Here is a 23,006-nt window from a genome sequence, read left to right on the forward strand (position 1 = left end):
AAAGGGGTGCCGAACATGACCTCCCGTCAGAAGAATCGATCCACACGTGCGCCGCTGGTCGCAGCGGGCCTGGCCCTGGCGTTGGCGCTGGGCGGGTGTTCATCATCGGCCGAAACCGGTCAAGGGCAGGGTGCGCCCGGTGGCGGCTCCTGGGCCGGACAGAATTCCGCGGGGGCCGGGGCCTCGCAACAGGGTCCCACGGAGCAGGAACGCCATGCCTCGGCCATGGCCGCAGCAAAGACCGCTGCCGCGCAGTACGACTACGGGCAGGCTACGAAGGAGCTCCGGGACCTCGAAGGCGACGATGTGACCGAGCTCCGGACGAAGATCGACGCGCAGCAGAAGAAAGCCGTGACCTGGAAGGACAACTCGCAGATTTCGCATCTGTTCTTCCACTCGCTGATCGTCGACCCGAAACGCGCTTTCGGCCCGGGGCCGAGCGCTCAGGGCTACGCGGACTACATGGTCACCGTCAAGGAATTCAAGGCAGTGCTCGAGTCCCTGTACAACAAGGGATATGTGCTGGTGAATCCGCACGACATCGCCCGCAAGAACAAGCAGGGCGATATGGAGTACCGCGACATCAAGCTGCCCCAGGGCAAGAAGCCGCTGGTCCTGTCAGAGGATGACGTCAGCTATTACGAGTACATGAAGGGCGACGGGTTCGCGACCAACCTGACGCTGGACGCCGAGGGGAAGGTCACCAACACCTACCAGCCGGCGAAGGGGAAGACGGAGCACGGTTCCTACGATCTGCCCACCATCGTCGATGACTTCGTGGAGAAACACCCCGACTTCTCCTACCGCGGGTCCAAGGGCATCCTTGCGCTGACCGGCTACAACGGCGTCCTGGGCTACCGCACCAGCGACCTCGAATACGGGGATGACCCGAAGATCGATGTCGACGCCCAGAAGAAGAAGGCCAAGAAGGTTGCCAACGCCTTGAAGGACGAGGGCTGGGTCTTCGCCTCGCACACCTGGGGACACGCGAACATGACCAGCTCGACGATGGCCCGTCTGACGGCGGACACGAAGAAGTGGGACCGCGAAGTCCGTCCGCTCCTGGGCGACACTGACCTGCTGATCTTCCCCTTCGGCGCCGACATGGCGGGCATCGAGCAGTACTCCGGCCCGAAGTACCAGCTGATGAAGAAGGACGGATTCGACTTCTACTTCGGGATCGATGCCTCCAAGCCGGCCTGGATGCAGCTCACCGACGGCTACCTGCGCCAGGCCCGCATCAACGTCGACGGGTTGAGCATGGCCGCCGCCCTGAAGGGCAAGCACCACGTGCTCGGGAAGTTCTTCGACGTCAAAAAGGTCATCGACCCGGCCCGACAGAAGTACGGGAAGTAGTTCAACGCGTCGGGGCGAATTCCTCTGTATCGATGGTGCGCTGCTGGCCTTCCGTGTAGCGCGCGCCATGCATGGTATCGGAGTTGATGATCGCGCCGAGCTCGTCCAGCGTCGAGGCATCGAGCACGACGTCCTGCGCTCCGATGTTCTCATCCAGGTGGGCGATGTTGGTTGTTCCCGGAATGGCATGCACATGATCACCCTGGGCCAGGACCCAGGCCAGGGACAGCTGGCCACAGGTCACCCCGAGTCGCTGAGCGATGGCCTCGACCTGGGCCAGTAGCTCGAGGTTCGCCGGGTAGTTCTCGGCGGAGAACCGCGGCATGCCCCGGCGCATGTCCTTTTCCGGTAGCGCCTGCGGATCTCGCAGCGTGCCGGTGAGGAACGCGCGGCACAGTGGGCTGAAGGCGACGAAGGCCGTGCCGAGTTCGCGGCACGCCTCCAGCAGACCCAGCTCTGAATTCCGGGTGGCGAGGGAGTATTCGTTCTGCACTGCGGCGATCGGGTATTCGGCGGAGGCCCGGCGCAGCGTGGCGGCAGAGACCTCGGAGAGGCCGATGGCACCGATGGCGCCTTCCGCGACCAGATCGGCCAGGGCTCCGACGCTTTCCTCCACCGGGACGTCCGGGTCCAGTCGGTGGAGGTAGTAGAGATCGATGTAGTTGGTGCCCAGACGATTCAGCGAGGCCTCAGCCTGGGCCCTGATGGTTTCGGGCCTGCCATCGACGCGGCCCCGTTCGCCGGCTGCCGGAATCTCCAAGCCGCATTTGCTGGCCAGGAGAAATTCGTCACGCCGCTTACCCAGGGCGGCTCCGAGGAGTTCCTCGTTGCAGCCCCTGCCGTAGAGGGTGGCGGTATCGAAATGATCGACCCCCGCGTCGAGAGCGTGCCGCAGAAGCGTCGCGCCGTCCGCATAGCTCGGGAAGTTCGAATACCCGTGGCTGAGGTTCATGCACCCCAAACCGAGCGGACGCACCATGGTGCCCGCCAAATTCCGCATTTCCATGCCCCCTTGTCTAGCACGACTCGCCCCGGAGATCGAACCCCCGCGTGCAGGGCGCGCCTTCCCGAGATGAGCGCCACACCAACTGCAGCAAGCTGCGGGTGCCGAGGGGCCTACAACGGCTCGGGTACTTCACCGAGCAAGCGGGCAAGATCCCGGCGGCTGCTGCCCGGGATGGGGAGCAGCGGGCTGCGCGGTTCACCGGAGTCGATGCCCGCGGCCCGGGCCAGGGCGTAGAGGTTGCTGAGCTTGCGCAGGCCGGTGAATTCATGCATGAGCGGGGCCAGCTCGTCGCGGAGCCGGGCGGCTTCGGTGCTCGAACCGTCGACCAGGGCCGCCCGCAGGGCAGCGAAGTGGGCTGGCAGCACCGACGCGGGGCCGGAGTGCCAGGCATCGGCGGCGAATCCCGCCTCGGCGATCAGGGCATCGCCGCTCATGCCGTGGCTGAAGCCGGCGGGCACCCGAGGCGCCAAGGCCTCATGCCGTTCGATGAACGTCGCCACGTCGGGCGCGGATTCCTTCACCGCGCTGATCGTCGGCTCGGCGGCGAGTTCGGCGATCAGATCCAGGGAGAAGGAGAAGTTGGTGGTGCCCGGGTTGGAGTACAAGCAGATCGGGGTCTCCGAGGCGCCGGCGACGAGTCGGCACTGGGCGGCGACCTCGTCATCGTCCAGCGGGACGTAGGACACCGTGGAGAGCAACAGCCCGTCGACGCCGGCGGCCACGGCGGCCTCGACGTGGCCCATGAGTTCATGGGTGGACACCGCGCTGACCCCGGCGTGGAGGGGGAGCCCCGGATTGGCCTCACGCACGGCGTCGACAGCGGTGGCGATGACCGCCTGGCGTTCCGCGGCATCCAGGTAGGCGAAGCTACCCGAGGAGCCCAACACGGCGATGGCGTCCACCCCGGAGACGGCCAGCGAGGACAAGTGTCTGCGCAGCTCGGCATGGTTGACCGCTCCGGAGTCGTCGAACGGGGTGACGGGGTAGGCGACCAGGCCGGTGAATGCGCTCATGGGCACACGCTAGCAGCCGTGGCAGCCGGCGGGCGGCAGGGACGTGGCCTGCCGGAACCGGTCAGCCGCACAGCCCCGCGAAAGCCCCGAGCTCGGCCAGCCCATCGGGCCGACTGGGCAGGAAATTCGTCAAGTCGGGGGAGCGGACGATGACCGCGCGCCATTGTCCGCGGGAGACGGCAACATTGATGCGGTTGCGGTTGAGCAGGAAGTCCATGCCGCGCGGTGCATCGGCAGCGGCGGAGACCGCCATGCTCACCAGCACCACCGGGGCCTCCTGACCCTGGAACCTGTCGACGGTGCCGGCCCTGACCCCGGAGAATCCCGCCGCGTCGAGGTGTTCGCGGACCAGGTTGACCTGCGCGTTGTAGGCGGCAACGACCAGGATGTCCTCCTGGCCGAGCGGACGCACGGGGGTGCGGCCGCCGTCGTCCCAGCTAAGGCCAAGGTGGCGGCGGACCTGGCCGACGATCTCGGTGGCTTCCTCGCTACTGGAGGTCACGTTGTCGCGGTGGGGGACCATGATCGTCTCGACGCCGGGATCGGCTCCGTCGAGCCGGCGCACGGCGGCGGCCGGGGCGGCCGTGAGACGGCCGGCATAGCTGAGCGCCGAGACTTTTTCGCACAGTGCCGGGTGCATGCGCCAGGAATCGGCGAGGAAATAGCCCAGCGTCGCATCCAGCGTGGCCTGGCCCTCGGAAAGCCAGCCCAACGCCGACTCGTCGACGGGCTCCGGGTGGGTGCCCTGGGTGACCTGCGGGAGTTGACGTGGATCCCCGAGCAACAGCAGCCGTCGCGCCGCCCGGGAGACGGCGAGTGTGTTGGCCAGTGAGAACTGTCCTGCCTCGTCGATGACCAACAGATCCAGTGATCCGGGCGGAACCTGTCTGCCGGTCATGGTCCAGGCGGTGCCCCCAATGAGCGCGCCATCGGCCGAGTCAAGCAAGGCGCCGAACTTCTTGTCGTCCGTGATCCTCCAGGCAACCGGGAGGCGGGGATCCTTGGGCTTCTTGCCCACCCGTTCGGGATCGACGCCGGCCTTGGTGATCGCCGCGGTGAGCATGTTCTCCACCACGGCGTGGGACTGGCCCACCACCCCGATCTTCCAGCCCCGCTGCGCCAGGGCGGCGATGACGTGGGAACCGACGTGGGTCTTGCCCGTGCCAGGCGGGCCCTGGACGGCAAGGTAGGACCGGTCCAGATCGGCCACCGCTGCCGTGATCGCCGCCGTGTAGTCCCCCCGACCCTCGGCATCGGGCTCGACGGCGGGCAGCTCCTCGAGGGTGCTGAGCCGTGGGGCCCTGCGGGCCAGGATGTCCACGCCGGGGTGGCGGGGCAGCCGTGGCGCGTTCCGCACCACGGCGGGGGAGCCGTCGTCGTTCTGCGGGGGGAGGACCAGTCCGGAGCCGACCTCGCGGGCCAGTTCGGCCAGCGACTCCCGGATGGAGGCGGTCATGATGGGTTTGCCGGGGGTGAGCGCCAGGGGGGTCTGCGGGTAGGGGGCGACGCGGCCCGAGGATTTTTCGATGACGGTCAGCACTGTGGTGTCTCCGCTGGCGTCCACCGCGGTGACCTCGGTGTCGAAGATCCCCCCGCGGGCCGACGGGACCGGCAGCCCCTGTGCGTCCAGCGCGACGTCGGCGCCTTCGGGGACGGGGGAGTCGTACATGCGGAACCAGCTGCTCCCGGCCCGCAGGTCGGTGCCGTCCGAGGCGGTGCCCGTCAGCTCCAGGACACGCCGTTCGGTGCGGGCGCGCGGGGGCTTGGTCCAGTCCTCCACCACGTGGGCGGACTCGATGAGGAAGACGTTGCGGGTCTGTTCCCAGTCCTCGACGGGGGATTCGAGCCGGTCGTAGTGTCCCCACCAGAACTGCTTGTCCTCGCGCCGGTGGTAGCCCGTGGCCGCGGCGACCATGGCCACCGCTGCATGATCGGCCCGTGCACGGTCCGCGGCCTCGCCGTCGAGCCCCGAGAAGTCGGCGTCCAGTTCCAGGTAGGCCTGCAGGGCCAGCTCGTCGCCGGTGGGCTGTTGGACCTCCTGCGGCGGGGCCTCGGTACCGGTGACGACGGCGGTGGACGCGGTGCTGCCGCCGTCAGGTCGCTCTGCTGCCGGGTGTGCCGCCGCCAGGGAGAGCAGCCAGTCGCGCAGGCGCAGCGTGGAGAGGCAGTCGTATTCGTTGTAGTCCGAGATGGAGGCCAGGATCTTCGCGGCAGCGGGGCCCTGTCCGTCGTCGCGGGCTGCACAGTAGTGGGCGTAGGCGACCACCGAGGCGCCGGCGTCCTTGACGTCCCCGCCGCGCAGGTGATCGCCCATGTAGAGCGGCTCGAGCTTCTTGATCGAGTACGACGCCTCGGAGATCCGCAGCGAATGCCGCACCGTGTCGAACAGGTCCACCAGCAGGCCGGTGCGCAGCCAGGCATCCACGGTGTCTTCACCCGCTGTGTGGGTGGTGGACAGGTTGCGCAGCGCCGATTTCTCGTACGGGGCGTAGTGGTAGACGTGCAGGTCCGGCCAGCTCTGGCGGCGGTCCTCCACGTAGGCCAGGAAGTCCAGGAAGGCCCGCTTCTCCCCGGCGCGGGAGTGGGCCCAGAAGGGCCGGAACACCGGCTCCCCGGTGTCGTGTTCGATGACCCCGAAGAGGTACTCGATGCCCCAGCTGCCCGTATCCGGGTCCTGCCACAGCGGGTCGCCCTCGAAGTCGAAGAAGATGTCCCCGGCGCTGGCCGGGGGCAACTCGCCGATGGTGTGGTGTGGCTGGACCCGATAGGAAACGGTGTGGTCCCCTGCCTGCACGGAACCGTCATAGTCCAGCATGCCGGTCTGGGCGCGGGCCTGTTCGCGCAGCCGGCCTACCGCGGAGCCGGGGCTCTCCCCGGGCGGTGCCGGTTGCCCGGCCAACTGGTGCATGGTGCTGATGCCGGCGGCCATCAGCTGGCGGCGGCGGGTCGCGGTCATGCCGCCGACCAGGAGCAGGTCATCGTGGGCAGCGACCTGCACGGCGCAATACGCGCAGCGGCCGCAGGCCCCGATGCCTTCCTGTCCCCAGGCCACCGGCGTCCCGGAGGCGCGATGGGTGGAGGTGAGGTCGCGGAAACGGGCGCGGCGTTCACGATAGGCGGGCAACAGATCGGGCATCGGGTGGTCGCTGTGCTGCAGGTTGCCGAGCACCAGGGTGGCCACGGGGGAGGGGGGGAAACCGAGGCGTTCGAGCTGGTCCCCATAGGCGGCCAGTTGCAGCAGCGCGGTGACCTTGGCATGGCGGGCGAGCTTGGAATCCCAGACGGCGTACCGGCCGTCGGCAGCGCGGACGATGAAGTCGGCGAAGCCCAGGAATTCGCCGTCGAAGAACGTGGCCTGGAAAACGACGTCGGCGCCGCGGGTCAGTGCGTCGGTGGTCTCCGCGGCGAGTGCCTGAAGGGTGGCCCGGTCGGTGGAGGGTGCCTTCGGGATGAGCTTGACGCCGGTGCCGGCCTCGGAGTCCCACGACCCGTGCTCCTCCAGGAGCTGGGCGAGGACGAGCCGTTCGTGCACATCACCCAGGTCGGCGGCCCGCTCGAGCATCTCGTCTTGGGCGAAGTCGGGTCGGGGGAGGCGGCCGAGCTTGACGTCCAGTCGATAGAGGGACTGGTATTCGCATTCGCTGGCGATGACCAGATCGGATGCGGAAAAGACCAGCTGTGCCGGTGCCCCGGTTTGCTCGGCGTCCAGCAGGAACATCGCCACCCCCAGTTCGGAGCCGGGTGGGTCCCGGCGTCGTCCCTGTCGAATCTAGCAGCGGGGACCGACAGTGGGGATCCTGGGCCGCTTCCGGAACGGGGCCGGCCCGCGGCGACCGGGTGGTCGTCGCGGGCCGGTGAGGGCGTGGGGAACCTAACCAGTCACTGTCGCCGGGTCCCCAGCGGTCACGATCGTCACGTCGGTGTGGGCGGTCCGCCAGATCTCCTGGCTGGCGGAGGCATCCATCAGCGCGGTCAGCCCTCCATGGGTAGGTGCGCCGATGATCAGCGACCGGGCGTTCAGGCGGTTGGCATAGGACGCCACGGCATGGCCGGCACCTGCGTGGTCGGCCGGGTGGTCCGGGCCGGTGAGGAGGATGAATCCGGCGGCCGGGACCCCAGCGGCTGCCAGCCGGTCCAGCTGGGCGGTGACCGCCGCGGCGGCTGCCCCGGCGTCCTCGCCCTGCAGCGCGGTGTCGCCGGCGACTGCTGCCTCGAGGGCGTGCACCACATGGACCTTCAGCTGCTGGGCGGAGGCGACGCGCAGTGCCTTGTCCACGACCCGCCCGGCGGTGGACGTCGAGTCGATGGCTGCCACCACGTCGCCGGTGAACGCGGTGTCGATGGCTGCGGAGGCGGCATGCTCGACGGCGATGATGTGGCGGCCGGCGAGGTGGGCACCGGTGGAGGCGCCGGCGTCGTGCCCCGGGCCCGTTGCCCCGGTGGCTCCCGCCGTGGCTCCCGCAGCGGCAGCGGTGTCGGCGGCCTGGGCCTCCTCGGCCTGTTTCAACAGCTGGTGGCCGGAGGCGAGGATCGCCAAGCCGATGACCAGGGCGACCGCGCCGACGATGAAGGGCACGTGCATGTTGTAGTGCTCCACCAGCTTGCCGGCGGCCAACGGGGCGAGGCCGCCGCCGATGAACCGCACGAAGCCGTAGGCGGCGGAGGCGACCGGGCGTTCGACCGGGGAGACGGTCATGACGGCCTGGGTGGTGACCGTGTTGTTCACGCCGATGAAGATGCCGGTCGCGATGACCGCGGGGATCAGCACGGAGGGCCGGTGGACCCAGATGCCGATGACCAGGATCGTCACGGTGAACAGGGCCAGGTTCAGGTACAGGGTGCCGGCGATGCCGAGCGTGCGCTGCAGCCACGGGGCGCCGAAGACCGAGAAGAGGGCGACCAGCAGGCCCCAGCCGAAGAAGACCAGGCCCAGGTGGGAGGCGTCCAGGCCCATGGGGAACGGGGCGTACCCCAGCACGGTGAAGAACGCCCAGTTGTAGCACAGCGCCATCAGCGACATGGTCAGCAGGCCGCGGTGCTTCAGCGCCTTCAGCGGGTCCAGGATGCCGGTCTTCTTCGCCGGTATCGGTGTCGGGGCGACCATGGTGATGGTGGCGACCAGGGCGATGAGCATCAGCGCTGCGACGCCCAGAAACGGGCCCCGCCAGCTGATGTTGCCCAGCACGCCGCCGAGCAGCGGACCGGCGGCCATGCCCAGGCCCAGCGCCGCCTCGTACAGGACGATGGCCCCGACGAAACCGCCGGAAGCGGAGGCGACGATGACCGCCAGCGAGGTGGCGATGAACATGGCGTTGCCCACGCCCCAGCCGGCGCGGAAGCCGACGATCCCGCCGATCGAATCGGACATCCCGGCCAGCGCGGAGAAGACCACGATGATCGACAGCCCGTAGATCAACGTGCGCTTGGCCCCGATGTGGCTGGAGATCCACCCGGTGAACAGCATCGCCACCGCGGTGACCAGCAGGTAGCTGGTGAAGAGCATGGTCACCTGGCTGGGGGAGGCATCCAGGTCGGAGGCGATCGCCGGCAGGATCGGATCCACCAGGCCGATCCCCATGAAGGAGACCACGCAGGCGAAGGCCAGCGCGTAGACGGCCTTGGGTTGTTTGAAGGGACTGGCCGGCTTGACGTCGGTCGTTGGTGCTCCGCTCATCGGTGCTCCAATCGAGATGGGTGGTGGGTGGTTAGAGGTGGATTCGAGGGGTCTCAGGCCGCGGCTCGGGGGCCGCGTCGACGAGCTTGCGCAGCGCGGTGGTGGCCGCGACGATCGAGCGCTGGTCGTTCCCGTCGAGGGTGGCGAGCAGGTCGGCGACGCGTTCGCTGCGGGCCCTCCGGCGTTCGGCGAGGGCCGCGCGGCCGGCGTCGGTGATGCTGATGAGCACCGCCCGCCCGTCGCTGGGGTCCTGGACCTGGACGACCAGACCGTCGCGTTTGAGCCGCCCGACGGCCTGCGTCATCGACGGTTGGCTGACGCCTTCATGGGTGGCCAGAGCCGTGAGCCGGGCGTCGCCGTGGCGGCTGAGCGAGGACAGTGCCGAGTAGACGGTCAAGGAGTACCTGCTCGGCGGGCTGATCCGCCGGGAGAGCCGGAAGAGCTCCTCCAGCAGGCGGGCGACGTCGGAGATCTCCTCGGGGTCGGGCGCCGGGTCCATGTTTTGCATAGGACATTTATATCAAAGTCCTATGCAATTCTGTGGGTTGTGTGACGCGGGGAACGACGGCGGTGGGTTGGCTGGGCGCGCATAAGGCGGCGCCGAACCGAAGTCCGACGCCGCCTGGTGCGGGGGTGGGGTTCTAGGCGGCCGTGCTGGCGCCGCGCCGCTTCGAGAAGACCAGCTGGTCCAGTGAGAACCGGCCGGGGCCGATGAGGGCCAGTGCCGCGGCGCCGCCGGCCAGGGCCAGGACCAGTTCATAGCCGCCGTCGGCGACGAACAGGCCGGCGCTGAGGTGCACCAGCGCCAGGGCGCCGAGCATGTCCACGGTCAGCAGCAGGGCGATGGTGCGGGTCAGCAGGCCCAGGATGAGGGCGATGCCTCCGCCGAATTCCAGGACCGCGACGACAGGGGCCGCCAGGTCGGCCAGCGGGATGCCCATCTGCCCGAAGGCCTGCTGCGTTCCGGCGATGGTCCAGTCGAAGATCTTCTGCGCGCCGTGTGCGGTGAACAGTGCGCCGAACACCAGCCGGAGCAGCAGTCCCGCGGTCGTGGCGGGGGTGTCGATCGCGGGGGTCGACACGGCGGTGGGGCGGTCGGTCGTCTGCGTCATGGAGGGATCCGCGGGGTCGGGGTGGGTGGGTGCCGGCCCCGGGGCGGGCCCGCGGCCGGCCTCTCCATCCTGTCGCACTAAAGGTTGTAGTTTCAACTAATGTGGTTTTTCCCACACGGGCCAGGCGGGGGAGGCTGTTGCCCCCGGCCCGGGGGGTCGCTCAGTCCTCCAGGGTCTGGTCGCGCTCGCGGACCGCTGCCTCCCGGAAGCTCTGCTCCACCCGGGTGTAGGCGTCACGTGCCACGGCCTTCCAGAACGCGAGGGCCAGATCGGGGTGCTCCTCCTCGAGGCTGGCAATGGCCTCGGCGGGCAGGACCTTGAGCTGGACCCTGCCCTCGGCCGTCACCCGCAACGATTGGCCGCGGTCACCGCCGAGTGCGATCTCACCGAAGGTCATGCCGGCACCCAGGGTGGCGTGCCGGAAACGGTGCCCGTTCTGCGTGCTCGTGGTCGCGACCTTGCCGGAGAGGATGAAGTAGACGCCGCCGAACTTCTGTCCAACCCTCCGGATCACCTGGCCGTCGCCGTAGCTGCGCTCCTCCATGGCCGCCTCGAGGACGGCGATCTGCTCCGGCTCCAGTGGCGACACCGCGGTGAACTCCGGGATGTCCACGAGGTCGGGGACCATGCCCGGTCCACCGTGGACGGCGATGATCCACTCCTCGGCCCATTCGGCGGCATCGTTGCGCGTGCCGAAAACGGGAACGTCGTTGCGTCCTGCGGTCACCTCGTCGGCGATCCGGCCTTCGGTCTCGATGAGGACCAGGAGGCGTTTTTCCTCCACCAGGGAATCGCGCAGATCGCACAACATGTTGATGGCCACATCGCCGACCTCGTCCACGCGCCGGACATCGAGGATGACCAGCTGGACCTCGTCGGGCAGTTCGCTGACCGCGCGGACCATTGATTCGGCGCCGGCGAAGAGCAGGTCGCCGTTGAGCTCCAGGATCTGTGCCCGGTATCCGTACTCCTCGAGCACCGCGGTGGCCTCGTCGTTGTGGCGGACGCCGGAGGGCGCCTCGGTGAGGTCGTAGCTTTCGCGGATGACCGAACGGCCCATGCGGGCGGCGCGCACGAAGTGCAGTTCCATGTCGGCTGCCATGCGTTCGGAGGCTTCGACCCCGCGCACGGAGGAGCCGTGGTCGTTCAAGGGCGGTGAATACACCGCCAGGCCCAGTTGGCCCGGCAGCACGGCGAGCAGCCCGCCGCCGACGCCCGACTTGGCGGGCATGCCCACGGTGCTGGTCCACGAGCCGGCGTCGTCGTACATGCCGCAGGTCATCATCACCGAGAGCACCCGTTGGATGGCGTCGATGCCCATGACCTGCTTGCCGGACACCGGGTGGGTGCCACCGTTGGCCAGTGTGGCGGCCATCAGGGCCAGGTCCCGCGCGTTGACCATGACCGAACATTGCCGGAAGTAGTTGCGCAGCCCCGTCTCGGGGTCCTGTTCGATGATGTCGAAGCTGCGCAGCAGGTTGGCCAGGGCCCGGTTGCGGTGCCCGGTGCGGACCTCGGAGCGGTAGATCGATTCGCGGACCGACAGCTGCCGTCCGGCGAAATCGGAATAGGTGGCCAGGATCCGGTCGAACGCCTTGCGCCCGCCCGAGCCCTTGATCAGGGACGTGGCGGCGATGGCGCCGGCGTTGATCATCGCGTTCGCCGGGCGCCCGGATTCGGCGGCCAGTGAGATCTCGTTGAAGGCGTCGCCGGAGGGTTCGACGTCGATCTTCTCGTCGACCACCTCGGGCCCCAGGTCCTCCAGGGCCATCCCGTAGGTGAACGGCTTGGACACCGACTGGATCGCGAACTCGGTGTCGGCGTTCCCGACCTCGTACACATACCCGTCAACGGTCGCCAGGCAGATGGCGAAGTCATCGGGATCGGCGCCGGCGAGTGCGGGAATGCCCTGGTAGGGGGTGCCGGTGCGCACCTCGGACAGTTCGGTGTGCAGTCGGCGCAGATAGCTCTCGATCGGGGATTGCATACTGCCACAGTAACGGCCGCGGCGGGGCGGTTCATCCGGGCACCGCCGCGGGGTGCCGCCGCCGACAGGGGGAGAACTTTCCATGGCGCTCGGAGCTGTTATGCAATACGGTCGAGTAATCGCGATGCGCCCCGCTGGTCCACCCCGTTCAGGGGAGGCAGGCACTGCGGGATTGGACGCCGTCGCGCGCCCGGGGTCCCCCACAGGTCCTCGTGTGCGCACGACGACGGGAGCATTGCGGCCTCTGGGGGGTGGCCCGGGCGGCGGCTCGTTGGGGAACGGAGCCGCCACCCGGGATGCCACCGGTCAGGGCTACTTCGCGGGAAGCGCCTTCTCCAGCAACGGCGTCAGGTGCTTGACCGTGTACAGCGCGCCGAGCGGGGAGTTGATCGAGTAGGCGTTGGACACGTCACCGTCGATCACCACCGAGTGGCCGGCCTGCACGGTGGCCAGCTTCTTCCACTGCGGGTCCTTCGTGATCGCGGTGGCGTCCAGGAAGATGGGGAACGCCACGATCAGGTCGGCATCCATCACGTCGAGCTTCTCGCTGGAGATGTCCACCGAGAATCCGCCGGAGTTCACCGGCAGCTTCGCGATCGCCGGATTCTGCTTGAAGCCGTACCGTTCCAGCGTCTCCACGCGGCCACCGCCGGCAACGTAGGCCCCCCAGCCCTCGCTGGTCTTCGTGGCGGCGGTGACGGTCTTGCCCTTCCACTGCGGGTGTGCCGCGGCCACCTTCGCGTAGGCGTCGTCGACGTCCTGCAGCAAGGCGTCGCCCTTGTCGGGGACCCCGAGCGCCGTGGAGACCATGTGCACCTGGTCCTCCATGCTGGTCAGGTAGTTCTCCCCGCCCTGCGGAATGGAGACCGTCGTGGCGATGTCCGCCAGCCGGTCGTGGCGTTCCTTGTCCCCGCTGCCGCGGACGTCCAGGATCAGGTCGGGCTTCAGGGCGGCGATCGCCTCATAGGAGGGTTCCAGGGTGTTGATGAGCTTCGGCGCGGTGTCGTAGCGGCCCTTCGCCCAGGGGCCCACGCCTTCGCCGCCGAAGCCGAGCCAATCCGAGGCGCCCACGGGCTGCACATCCAGTGCCAAGGCGGTTTCGGCGTCACCCCAGCCCAGGGCGACCACACGCTGCGGGGCCTGGTCGATCTTCACGTCGCCGAAGGCCGTCGGAACGGTTTGCGGGAACGTGCCGGTGGCTGCGGCACCGGAAGCGGAGCCGGATTCGCCGGAACCGGGCTGGTCGATGGAGCAACCGGTCAGGGTCAGGACGGCGGCCGCCAGGAGGGCGATGGACGTGCGGAACAACCTCATGGGTCGGGCCTTTCTGCATCCGGCAGCCAGGCCGGACGAACGGGTGGGGGTGGGTAGCGCGGCGGCCGGAAGCGGCAGCACGACTTGAGGCAAGGATAGCCTAAACTCATTAGGTGACTGTCGAATCTTCTATCCCCGCAGCCAGCGGGCCGGACGGTCCCCGGCGCCCCGAGGCGATGGCTTCCGTGCCGGCCGCGGCCCTACCCCGGGTGGCTCCCTCCCGCAGGATCGTGGGCTTCGTGCTGGCGCTGGCGTGCCTGGGAATCGTCGTCGTGCTCTCGCTGGCCATCGGCACCCGGCACATTCCGCTGGACACCGTGTGGGCGGCGGTCACCGGTTCAGGAACCGGGGACGACGCCTCCGTGGTGTTGACCCTGCGCGCGCCGCGGACCGTGTTGGGCGTCCTCGTCGGTGCCGGGCTCGGCGTTGCCGGCGCGCTCATCCAGGCAGTCACCCGCAACCCGTTGGCCGACCCCGGCATCCTGGGGGTCAACTCCGGTGCGGCGTTCGCCGTCGCCCTCGGTGTCGGGGTCCTGGGCATCGCCACCCCGGCCGGCTACATCTGGTTCGCGTTCGCCGGCGCCCTGGCCACCACCGTCCTCGTCTACCTCATCGGTTCCGGGGTCCGCGGCTCGGTCAGCCCGGCACGGATCACGCTGGCCGGCGTCGCCATCGGCGCCGTCCTGGCCGGCTTCACCTCGGCGCTGGTGTTGGCCAACCCGCGCGGCTACAACGCCATGCGCGCCTGGGAAGCCGGGTCGCTGGCCGACCGTGGCTGGGACCCGATCACGACGGCGGGGCCCTTCCTGGTGGTCGGGCTGCTGTTGGCGCTGGCACTGGGACGTTCGCTCAACGCCGTCGCGCTCGGCGATGACCTGGCCCGTTCGCTCGGGGCCCGGGTGATGCGCACCCGCGTGCTGGCCCTGCTAGCGGTCACGCTGCTGGCCGGGGCCGCGACGGCGATGGCCGGCCCCATCGTGTTCGTCGGGCTGATGATCCCGCACGTGGCCCGGTGGGTCGTGGGCCCGGACCAGCGGTGGATCATCGCCTACAGCGTGTTGCTGGCACCGGTCCTGCTGCTGGCCGCCGACGTCCTGGGCCGGGTGGTCATGCGCCCCGGTGAACTCCAGGTCGGGATCGTCACCGCGGTGATCGGGGCTCCGGTGCTCATCCTGCTGGTCCGCCGGGCGAGGGTGAGCCAGCTATGAGGACGACGCCGAACGAGACTTCCGCTGCCACCGGGAGCCGGAGCCGGGACCTTCCGGTTTCCGGTGGGTTCGCGCGGATCCCGCGCCGCCCCCTGCTGGTCGGCGCGGTCCTGGCCGTCGTCGTGCTGGTGCTGGCCCTGGTCGCCCTGGGGCTGGGCGACTACCCGTTGAACATCGGCCAGGTCGTCACGGCGATGGCCAGCGACCAAGGCTTTGCCAGCAAGGTCGTGCTGGAATGGCGGCTGCCGCGTGTGGTCGCGGCCATCGCGTTCGGGGCGGCGCTGGGCGTCTCCGGGGCCCTGTTCCAGACCCTGACCCGCAACCCGCTGGGTTCCCCGGACATCATCGGGTTCTCCACCGGCGCCTATACCGGGGCGATCATCTCCATCACGGTGATCGGCAGCAACCTCGTGGCCGAAACCGCGGGCGCGCTTCTCGGCGGCCTGGCCACTGCCCTGGTGGTCTACCTGTTGGCCTGGCGCGGCGGGGCGCAGGGGTTCCGCCTGATCATCGTCGGGATTGCGGTGACCGCACTGCTCAACGGCGTGAACACCTTCCTGCTGTTGCGCGCCCAGACCGAGGTGGCCATGGCCGCGTCGATCTGGGGTGCCGGCTCCCTGTCGCTGGTGGGCTGGAGCGAAGCCGCCTTCGCCCTGGTCCCGCTGGCGGTGCTCGGGCTGGCCACCTTCGCCGTCGTCCGCCCGCTGCGCCAACTCGAGCTCGGCGATGACGCGGCCCGCGCCCACGGGGTGGCCGCCGAATCGGCACGGCTGGCGATCCTGGTGGTCGGTGTCGGGCTCATTGCCCTGGTCACCGCGATCACCGGTCCCATCGCGTTCGTCGCCTTGGCTGCACCGCAGATCGCCCGACGGCTGGTCCGCGGTGCGGGGATCCCGCTCGGTGCCGCGGCGCTGACCGGCGCCCTGCTGCTGCTGGCTGCCGATCAGGTCGCCCAGCACCTGATCCCCGGGGCGGTGCCGGTGGGCGTCGTCACGGTCGTCCTCGGCGGGGTCTACCTCGTCGCCCTCCTCGTCCACGAAGCACGGAAGCACCTATGAGCCGCACCACTCCAGGAACCCCACCCGCCACCGACGTCACCGCGGCGCCCCAGCGATTGCGCACCGAGTCGCTCACGTTGGCGTATGACCGCCGGGTCATCTCCGAGGGGTTGAGCGTCGAGATCCCCGACGGCTCATTCACCGTGATCGTCGGGCCGAACGCCTGCGGCAAATCGACCCTGCTGCGGGCACTCTCGCGGCTGTTGCGTCCCACCGCCGGCCAGGTGCTGCTCGACGGCCAGGCGATCTCCTCCTACAAGGCCAAGGAAGCGGCACGGATCGTGGGGTTGCTGCCGCAAAGCTCGATCGCCCCGGAAGGGATCACCGTGGTGGACCTGGTCGCCCGCGGCAGGTATCCGCACCAGGGCCTGATCCGGCAATGGAGCGCTGCGGATGAGGCAGCCGTGGAATCGGCGATGGCATCGACCAACATCGCCGACCTCCGCGATCGCCACGTCGACGAGCTCTCCGGCGGTCAACGCCAACGGGTCTGGGCCGCCATGGCGTTGGCCCAGGAAACCCCGATCCTGCTCCTGGACGAACCGACCACGTTCCTGGACATCGCCCACCAGATCGACTTGCTGGATCTCTTCGCCGACCTCCACGAGGCAGGCAACACGCTGATTGCGGTGCTGCACGACCTCAACCATGCGGCCCGCTACGCCACCCATCTGATCGCCATGAAGGAGGGCCGCATCGTGGCCCAGGGGCCGCCGGCGGAGATCGTCACCGCCGACCTGGTCCGTGAGGTCTTCGGGCTCGAGTGCCGGGTGATCGAGGATCCGGAGACCGGGACCCCTATGATCGTGCCGCGCGCCCGGGCCGGGCGCCGTCCGGCCGCGAGCTAGCGGCGCCGGCCGGGGTCAGAGGATCCGCGCCAGGACCTGGAGCAGGTCCTTGACCCGCCGGTCCTTGTCCTCGGCGAGCATCTCGTTGGTCAGGAACGAGAAGCCCAGGTTCTTGCCCGGCCACGCCCCGTGCAGTCCGCCACCGGCGCCCGAATGCCCGAAGGCAGGTGCCACCGGGCCGTAGGTCCCGATCGGGTCGGCCAACTCATAGCCCAGCCCGAACCGCAGTGGACGGTCATTGACCGCGTCGACGCCCTCGGACCAGGTGGTCCTCGCATCCTCCAAGGCGGCGGGGGAGACGAGCTGTTGGCCGGGCGCCACCAGGTGGGAGTACAGCGCGGCCATCGATTCCGCCGTGGCAATGGCGCCCCCCGAGGCCACCTGTGCCCGGCGCATCTCGATGGAATTGAAGGTATCCCCGGCCCCGGTCAGGGTGTTCCCGTACATGCGCTCGACGATGCGGCGGCGTTCGGGATCGGTCAGGAACGTGCTGATCGCGTAGTCGCCGGCCCGGAAGATGGTGGCGACGTCGCCGTCGTGCTGCGCCGGCAGGCCGAGGTGGATGTCCAGTCCCAGCGGCTCGGAGAGCTCTTCGCGCAGCAGCGTGCCCACGTCCTTGCCGCTCGCACGCAGCAGCAACTCGGCCATCAGGTAGCCATAGGTGTGGGCATGGTAGGCGACCTTGCTCCCCGCCTCCCAGAGCGGACGCTGGGCGGCCAGGATCGAGGCGTTGAGCCGGTTGTCGTAGAAGGCGCCCCCGCCTTCGGGCTCCGGGTCGACGTAGACGAGCCCCACGGTGTGGTCCAGCAGGGCGGAGACGGGGACCAGTTCCTTGCCCGAGGCGGCGAATTCCGGCCAATAGCTGGCCACGGGGGCCCGCACGTCCAGCTCGCCCCGCCCGGCCAGGATGGCCGCGAGGGTGGCGACCAGTCCCTTGGTCCCGGAGAACAACACCGCGCGGGTCCGGCCCGTCCACGGTCGTGGCCCGTCCAGGCCGGGGCCGGGTTCGCTTCCCGGCCGCACCGTCGTCCCGCCGTGCAGCCGCAGCAGCGGCGAGCCCTCGCGGTAGACGCAGAACGACATGCCGCCGGTGGACGCTGCCAGGTGGCCCGCGAACACCTCCCGCAGCCGGGCGAAATCCGCCGCGGGAATGCCGGCGTCGTTATGGGCCTCAACGGTGGAGGTCAGGGACATGGGTGTCGCTCCTTAGAACGTGGGGACGTGGTCCAGCAGCTGCCGGGTGTAATCGTGGCGGGGATGGGTGAGGACCTCGTCAGTTGCTCCGATGTCGACGATCTTCCCCTTCTGGAGGACCGCCAGGGACTGCGAGATGTGCCGGGCCAGGGCGATGTTGTGCGTCACGAAAAGCATGGCCATCCCGGTTTCCAGCTGCAGGGTGCGCAGCAGGTCCAGAATGGAGGCCTGCACTGAGACGTCCAGGGCGGAGGTGACCTCGTCGCAGACCAGCACCGAGGGCGCATTGACCAGCGCCCGGGCGATCGCTGCGCGCTGGCGTTCACCGCCGCTGAGCTCCCCGGGACGCCGATCCAGATATGAGGCGCCCAGCTTCACCTGGTCCAGGGCCTCCAAGACCAGGAACCGGCGTTTGCGCTTGTCGGCGACGCCCGCCATCTGCAGCGGGACCTCCACCGATTCCAGGATGCTGCGGCGCGGATTCAGCGAGGAGAACGGGCTCTGGAAGACGTATTGGATGCCCTGGCGCTGTGCAGCCGTCCGATGGCGGGTGCCCGGTGCGAGGTCGACCCCGCGGAAGCTGACAGTGCCGCGGTAGTCGTCGTTCAGGCCGGCGACGCACCGCGAGAGGGTCGTCTTTCCCGACCCCGATTCGCCCAGCAGCATCATCGATTCGCCGACGCCGAGGCTGAAGTCGATCCCGTCGAGGATCTGCGCCGGGCCGTAGGCGAGTTCCAGGCCCGCCACCGTGAGGAGGGCAGCGGACGACGCCGGTGCCGCCTGTGCCTGCCCGGGCTCGGCCAGGGGATTGATCCGGTTCTCCCCGGGGGCATGCGGGCCGGGGAAGACCAGCGGCTGTTCGCCGGTGATGGCCTCCACCTCGCCCACCCTCCGTTTTCCGTCCAGATCCGGCACGGCGTTGAGCAGCTTGCGGGTGTAACGGTGTTGCGGATGGAAGAGCACCTCCTCGGTGGTGCCGAGTTCGACAACCTCCCCGGAGAGCATGACCAGGACCTCATCGGCGACCGTGGCCACGACGGCCAGATCGTGGGTGATGTAGAGACCCGCGACCTGGTGGCGTTCGGCCATCTCGTCGATGGTCTGCAGCACCAGGGCCTGGGTGGTCACATCGAGTCCGGTGGTGGGTTCGTCCAGCACCATGACGGAGGGACGGCAGGCGAAGGCCATGGCAATGCCCACACGTTGCTGCTGTCCGCCGGATAGCTGGTGGGGGTAGCGGCGTTGGTAGGTCTGGTCGTTGGCCAGGCCTACTTCGGCGAGCACCTCCGCGACGCGTTCGGAACGTTCGGTGGTCGAGGAGCCGAAGCCATGGACCTGGAGGGTTTCCGCGATCTGGTCACCGATCCGCATGGCGGGGTTCAGCGACAGTGCGGGATCCTGGGGGACGTAGGAGATGGTTCCGCCGCGCAGCAGTCGCACCTGGGCCGGCGCGAGGTCTAGCAGGTTGCCGGCCTCATCTTCGGAACCGAGGACCACGGCGCCGCCAGTCAGCTTCAGTCCCTGGCGGAAATGGCCCATGCAGGCCAGGCCCGCAGTGGTCTTGCCCGACCCGGATTCCCCGACCAGAGCCAGGATCTTGCCCGGGTGCAGGTCGAAGTTGATTCCGTGCAGGATCTCCTGGCCGGCCAGGGTGGCCACCCGGATGTCCTGCGCGCTCAGGGCCGGCGCACTGAGCTGGGAGGTGTTCGTCGATGAGTCGTTCACGGTGGTGTCCATGTCTACTTTCCCGCGTTCAGGTTGGCGGAGGCCTTGGCCAGCGCATCGGTGAGCAGGTTCGTCCCCACGGTCAGCACGGCAATGGCCAGCACCGGCAGGATGACGCCCCAGGGCTGGACCATGAGCGCGATGCGGTTTTCATTGATCATCAGGCCCCAGTCGGCGGTCGGCGGTTGCATGCCCAGCCCTAGGAAGGACAGGGCTGCGATGAAGCCGATCGAGTAGGTCATGCGCAGGCCGAGCTCGACCATGAGCGGGCCCGTGATGTTGGGCAGGACGTCCTGGAGCAGGATCCTCCATTTGGGTACCGCATACATCTCGGAGGCCCGGACATAGTCCTCGGTGATCACTGACGCCGTGGCCGATCGGGTCACCCGGGCAACGCGGGGGGCATGGGTGACGCCGATGACAGTCACCAGCACCCAGCCTTCAGGCCCCAGGACGGTAATGGCCAAGAGCGCGAAGACCAATTGCGGCAGCGCCAGAAGCACATCGTTGGACCGCATGATGAAGGTGTCCAGCGACGGGCGCGAATACGCTGCGGTCATCCCGATCACGGCGCCAAGGACCATGCCCAGAACGGTCGCCAGTGCGGCGTAGGCGAGGAGGCGCAGGCCCCCATCGAGGAACCGACTGAGGATGTCGCGGCCCAGGTTGTCGGTGCCGAACACCCCGTCGGGCTGGAATGGGCGCCCCGCGAATGCAGTGGACGAGTAACCGGTCACCCACGGAAGCAGCAAGGGGCCGGCCAGGGCGACGAGCAGCACCAGGCCGGTCAGCACGGCGCCGATCTTGGCTTGTCGTTGGCGCATCATGCGTCGCAACAGACCGGGCGCGGTAGGGATTTCGTCGGCAATGGGCGAGGTGGACACGTCGGCGGGTGTGGTGGGGGAACTCATCGGGCGGACTCCGTCCTGAGCTTCGGGTTGGTGGCGATGGCGACCAGATCGGCCAGGAGGTTGACCACGATGTAGGCTGCGGCAATCAACATCGAGATCGCCTGGACCACCTGGACGTCGCGGTTGGCCACGGCATCGACCAGGGCCTGGCCGATGCCTGGGTAACGAAACAGGAATTCGATGACGACCACGCCACCTGCCATCCAGGCCAGCTGGATCGCGATCACCTGTGCCACCGGTGCCAGGGCGTGGGGGACCGCATGGCGAAGGATGACCTGGCGTTCGGGGACGCCCTTGAGCCGGGCCATCTCCACAAACCCGGAGTCCAGGACCTCGATCATGGTGGCGCGCATCATCCGCACGATGTAGGGGGTGACGACCAGGACCAGGGTCAGGGCAGGCAGGACCAGCTGCAGGGGATAGTTCCACACGTTCTCCCCCGGTGGGGCCATCGTGACCGAGGGCAGGATCTTGAACACTGTGGTGGAGAAGAGCGTGATCATCAGGATGCCGACCACGAACTCCGGCAGTGCTGCCAGGACCAGGCTGGTGACAGTTGCGACATGGTCGCCAACCCTGCCGCGGCGCAGGGCGCTGTAGGTGCCCACGACGATGCCCACCGGGATGCTGATGACCGCGGCGACGCCCATGAGTACGAGCGAGGCGGTGATCCGCTCACCGAGCAGCTCGGAGACGGGCCCCGAGGTGGCGGCGGAGTAGCCGAAATCTCCGGTGAACAGTCCGCCGAGCCACGACAGGTAGCGCATGACCACGGGGTCGTTGAGGTTCATCTGCTCGCGCAGGGCCGCCAGCCGTTCGGGGGTGGCCTGTTGACCGAGCATGGCCTGCGCTGGATCACCGGGCAGCAACAGAGTGGCCACGAAGACCAGGATCGAGACGACCAGCAGGATCAGCACGCTGACCAGCAGGCGCCGGGACACGAGTTTCATGATCATTTGGTGCCTCCCAGCCATACACGGCGGAATTCGTAGCCGGACAGTGCCAGCCCTGTCTTGTTGGGGACGAGCCCGGCGACGTACTGCTGGTATGCGTCTGCCTGGTTCGGATGGCCCCAGATGATGTATCCGCCTTCTTCCCAGAGGAGCCGTTGGGCCTCGGAGATGATCTTGTTGCGGTGTCCCTCGTCCAGGGTGGACTTTGCCTGTTCCACCAGCTTCACGAAACGGGGGTCGTTCCAATGGGTCTCGTTGTACGGGGAATCCTTCAGCAGGCAGTTGTCCACCTGGGGCAGGAAGTTCCGGGTGTAGTAGAAATCCTGCGCAAAGTCCCACTTGAGGTAATCGTCGCCGAAGAACGTGGTGGCATCCACGCGTCGGATCGCCACTCGTATGCCCGCCTCGGCAGCTTGCTGGGCGAAGACCTGGGCGGCTTCCACTGCCCCGGATTGAATGGGGGCGGTGACCAGTTCCACGTCGACGCCCCGCGGATAGCCGGCCTCGGCGAGCAGGCTCTTGGCCCGGGCGATGTCCTGGGTGCGCTGGGCCAGGCCCGTTGTTCCCGGGTCGAAGGGCGCGAAGACGTCGTTGCCGATCTTGCCCTGGCCGCTGAGCACTTGCTCGATCATCTGCCGGCGGTCCACCACCAGGCGGAAGGCCTGGCGGACGCGTACGTCGTCAAAGGGCTTGCGGTCTACGCGCATGGTGAAGGGCAGCCACATCCCGGTTTCCGAGTTCAGGATGCCGATGCGCGGGTCCGATCCGATCACCTCGGTCAGGGCCAGCGGGATCTGCCCGACGGCGTCGACCTGGGTGGAGAGCAGTGCATTGACGAGGGCGTCGTCATCGTCGAAGTTCAGGATGACCAGTTCGTCGAGGTACGGCTCATGATCCCGCCAGTAGTCGTCGTTGCGCACAAACACCGACTGGCGGCCGGGGGAGAAGCTCTTGGTCTTGAACGGGCCGGTTCCCACGGGGTGGGCGGGGTCGTAGTCCGCCGGAACGATGCCCAGGGAATATTGGCCCAGCGAGTCGTCGAAGGTGGCGGTCGGGGTGTTCAAGCGGAATTCGACGGTGTCCGGTGCAGTGGCGACCACTTCGTCCAGGACGGACAACGCCGATGCACCGGACTTGGGGTCCTGGGGATTGGTGATGCGCTTGAACGTGGCGACGACGTCTTCTGCCGTCAAGGGGCGCCCGTCATGGAAGCTGACGCCCTGGCGCAAGGCAACCGTCCAGACCTTTGCCTGGTTGTCCGGGGTGGCGCTGAGGGCCAGCAGGGGCTGCAGGTCGTAGTTCTCGTCGCGGTACATCAACGATTCGTAGAGATTCACCACGCGGGCGATGTCGGTGGTGTTCACCGGGACGTGGGCGTCGAGCGTATCGGATGCCCCACCGCCGGATAGCCCCACCCGCAGCGACCCGCCGGCCTGCGGCGGACCAGTGGGTGCGGCAACGACGTCGGGTGGCTGACCACAGGCGCTCAGGACGGCGCCGAGGCCCACTGCCATGCCGGACCCGAGGAGTACGCGCCGGCTGACCTGGTTGCCGGCGCGTTCCATGACTGCATGGATTGCCGGGGAACCGGATCGGACCGGCTCGGGTTGGAAGGGTGGGATGGAATGCACAGGGGCTCCTGGAGTC

17 protein-coding genes are annotated in these 23,006 nt (G+C 68.6%); 4 read left to right on the forward strand and 13 right to left on the reverse strand.

The features are described 5' to 3' along the window. Positions 1 to 15: 15 nt before the first annotated feature. Positions 16 to 1,356, forward strand: a complete 1,341-nt coding sequence (locus ABD088_RS10045; protein ID WP_343901794.1) for a polysaccharide deacetylase family protein — start codon at positions 16 to 18, stop codon at positions 1,354 to 1,356. 1 nt (position 1,357) lies between these two features. Here the strand turns inward: ABD088_RS10045 and ABD088_RS10050 are convergent, their stop codons facing one another. The 8 genes from ABD088_RS10050 to ABD088_RS10085 all read right to left on the reverse strand — a co-directional run bounded on the left by ABD088_RS10050 (position 1,358) and on the right by ABD088_RS10085 (position 13,462). Next, on the reverse strand, positions 1,358 to 2,362 hold the full coding sequence (locus tag ABD088_RS10050; protein ID WP_343901795.1) for an aldo/keto reductase: 1,005 nt from the start codon (positions 2,360 to 2,362) through the stop codon (positions 1,358 to 1,360). Between the two features lie 110 nt (positions 2,363 to 2,472). Beyond that, positions 2,473 to 3,375: a dihydrodipicolinate synthase family protein gene (locus ABD088_RS10055; protein ID WP_343901796.1), complete on the reverse strand. Its 903-nt coding sequence runs from the start codon at positions 3,373 to 3,375 to the stop codon at positions 2,473 to 2,475. A gap of 61 nt (positions 3,376 to 3,436) precedes the next feature. Beyond that, positions 3,437 to 7,093 carry a TM0106 family RecB-like putative nuclease gene (locus ABD088_RS10060; RefSeq protein WP_343901797.1) on the reverse strand — a complete coding sequence of 1,219 codons (3,657 nt, stop codon included), beginning with the start codon at positions 7,091 to 7,093 and terminating at the stop codon, positions 3,437 to 3,439. Positions 7,094 to 7,246: 153 nt separating this feature from the next. Further along, complete coding sequence (locus tag ABD088_RS10065; RefSeq protein WP_343901798.1) at positions 7,247 to 9,049, reverse strand: MFS transporter; 1,803 nt, start codon at positions 9,047 to 9,049, stop codon at positions 7,247 to 7,249. A gap of 31 nt (positions 9,050 to 9,080) precedes the next feature. Further along, complete coding sequence (locus ABD088_RS10070) at positions 9,081 to 9,557, reverse strand: MarR family winged helix-turn-helix transcriptional regulator (protein ID WP_343901799.1); 477 nt, start codon at positions 9,555 to 9,557, stop codon at positions 9,081 to 9,083. Positions 9,558 to 9,690: 133 nt separating this feature from the next. Beyond that, positions 9,691 to 10,161, reverse strand: coding sequence for a DoxX family protein (locus ABD088_RS10075; protein WP_343901800.1), 471 nt, complete (start codon positions 10,159 to 10,161; stop codon positions 9,691 to 9,693). Positions 10,162 to 10,321: 160 nt separating this feature from the next. Then, positions 10,322 to 12,148: a glutaminase A gene (gene glsA, locus ABD088_RS10080; RefSeq protein ID WP_343901801.1), complete on the reverse strand. Its 1,827-nt coding sequence runs from the start codon at positions 12,146 to 12,148 to the stop codon at positions 10,322 to 10,324. A 312-nt stretch (positions 12,149 to 12,460) separates the two neighbouring features. Then, the gene (locus ABD088_RS10085) at positions 12,461 to 13,462 is read right to left on the reverse strand and encodes an iron-siderophore ABC transporter substrate-binding protein (RefSeq protein ID WP_343901802.1); all 1,002 of its coding nucleotides are present in this window, start codon (positions 13,460 to 13,462) and stop codon (positions 12,461 to 12,463) included. Positions 13,463 to 13,638: 176 nt separating this feature from the next. On the opposite strand from ABD088_RS10085, the gene ABD088_RS10090 reads away from it, so the two are divergent. Genes ABD088_RS10090 through ABD088_RS10100 form a run of 3 tightly spaced genes read left to right on the forward strand, consistent with a single transcriptional unit; the run spans position 13,639 to position 16,576 of the window. Beyond that, a complete protein-coding gene (locus ABD088_RS10090) occupies positions 13,639 to 14,670 on the forward strand; it encodes an iron chelate uptake ABC transporter family permease subunit (protein WP_343901921.1) in 1,032 nt (343 codons plus the stop codon). Continuing rightward, the gene (locus tag ABD088_RS10095; protein ID WP_343901803.1) at positions 14,667 to 15,728 is read left to right on the forward strand and encodes a FecCD family ABC transporter permease; all 1,062 of its coding nucleotides are present in this window, start codon (positions 14,667 to 14,669) and stop codon (positions 15,726 to 15,728) included. The genes ABD088_RS10090 and ABD088_RS10095 overlap by 4 nt, the downstream gene beginning before the upstream one ends. Further along, positions 15,725 to 16,576 carry an ABC transporter ATP-binding protein gene (locus tag ABD088_RS10100; protein ID WP_343901804.1) on the forward strand — a complete coding sequence of 284 codons (852 nt, stop codon included), beginning with the start codon at positions 15,725 to 15,727 and terminating at the stop codon, positions 16,574 to 16,576. Before ABD088_RS10095 ends, ABD088_RS10100 begins: the two co-directional genes overlap by 4 nt. A gap of 15 nt (positions 16,577 to 16,591) precedes the next feature. On the opposite strand, the gene ABD088_RS10105 is transcribed toward ABD088_RS10100, so the two are convergent. The 5 genes from ABD088_RS10105 to ABD088_RS10125 are packed head-to-tail and all read right to left on the reverse strand — an operon-like array spanning position 16,592 to position 22,990. Continuing rightward, positions 16,592 to 17,770, reverse strand: a complete 1,179-nt coding sequence (locus ABD088_RS10105; RefSeq protein ID WP_343901805.1) for a serine hydrolase domain-containing protein — start codon at positions 17,768 to 17,770, stop codon at positions 16,592 to 16,594. Between the two features lie 12 nt (positions 17,771 to 17,782). Then, entirely contained in the window at positions 17,783 to 19,507 is a 1,725-nt protein-coding gene (locus ABD088_RS10110; RefSeq protein ID WP_343901806.1) for an ABC transporter ATP-binding protein, read from the reverse strand. 2 nt (positions 19,508 to 19,509) lie between these two features. Then, entirely contained in the window at positions 19,510 to 20,406 is an 897-nt protein-coding gene (locus ABD088_RS10115; protein ID WP_343901807.1) for an ABC transporter permease, read from the reverse strand. Beyond that, positions 20,403 to 21,362, reverse strand: coding sequence for an ABC transporter permease (locus tag ABD088_RS10120; protein WP_343901808.1), 960 nt, complete (start codon positions 21,360 to 21,362; stop codon positions 20,403 to 20,405). Before ABD088_RS10120 ends, ABD088_RS10115 begins: the two co-directional genes overlap by 4 nt. Then, positions 21,359 to 22,990, reverse strand: coding sequence for an ABC transporter substrate-binding protein (locus tag ABD088_RS10125; protein WP_425546010.1), 1,632 nt, complete (start codon positions 22,988 to 22,990; stop codon positions 21,359 to 21,361). The genes ABD088_RS10120 and ABD088_RS10125 overlap by 4 nt, the downstream gene beginning before the upstream one ends. Positions 22,991 to 23,006 lie beyond the last annotated feature (16 nt).

The organism is Arthrobacter rhombi (genome assembly GCF_039526245.1).
GTDB classification, from domain to species: domain Bacteria; phylum Actinomycetota; class Actinomycetes; order Actinomycetales; family Micrococcaceae; genus Arthrobacter_H; species Arthrobacter_H rhombi.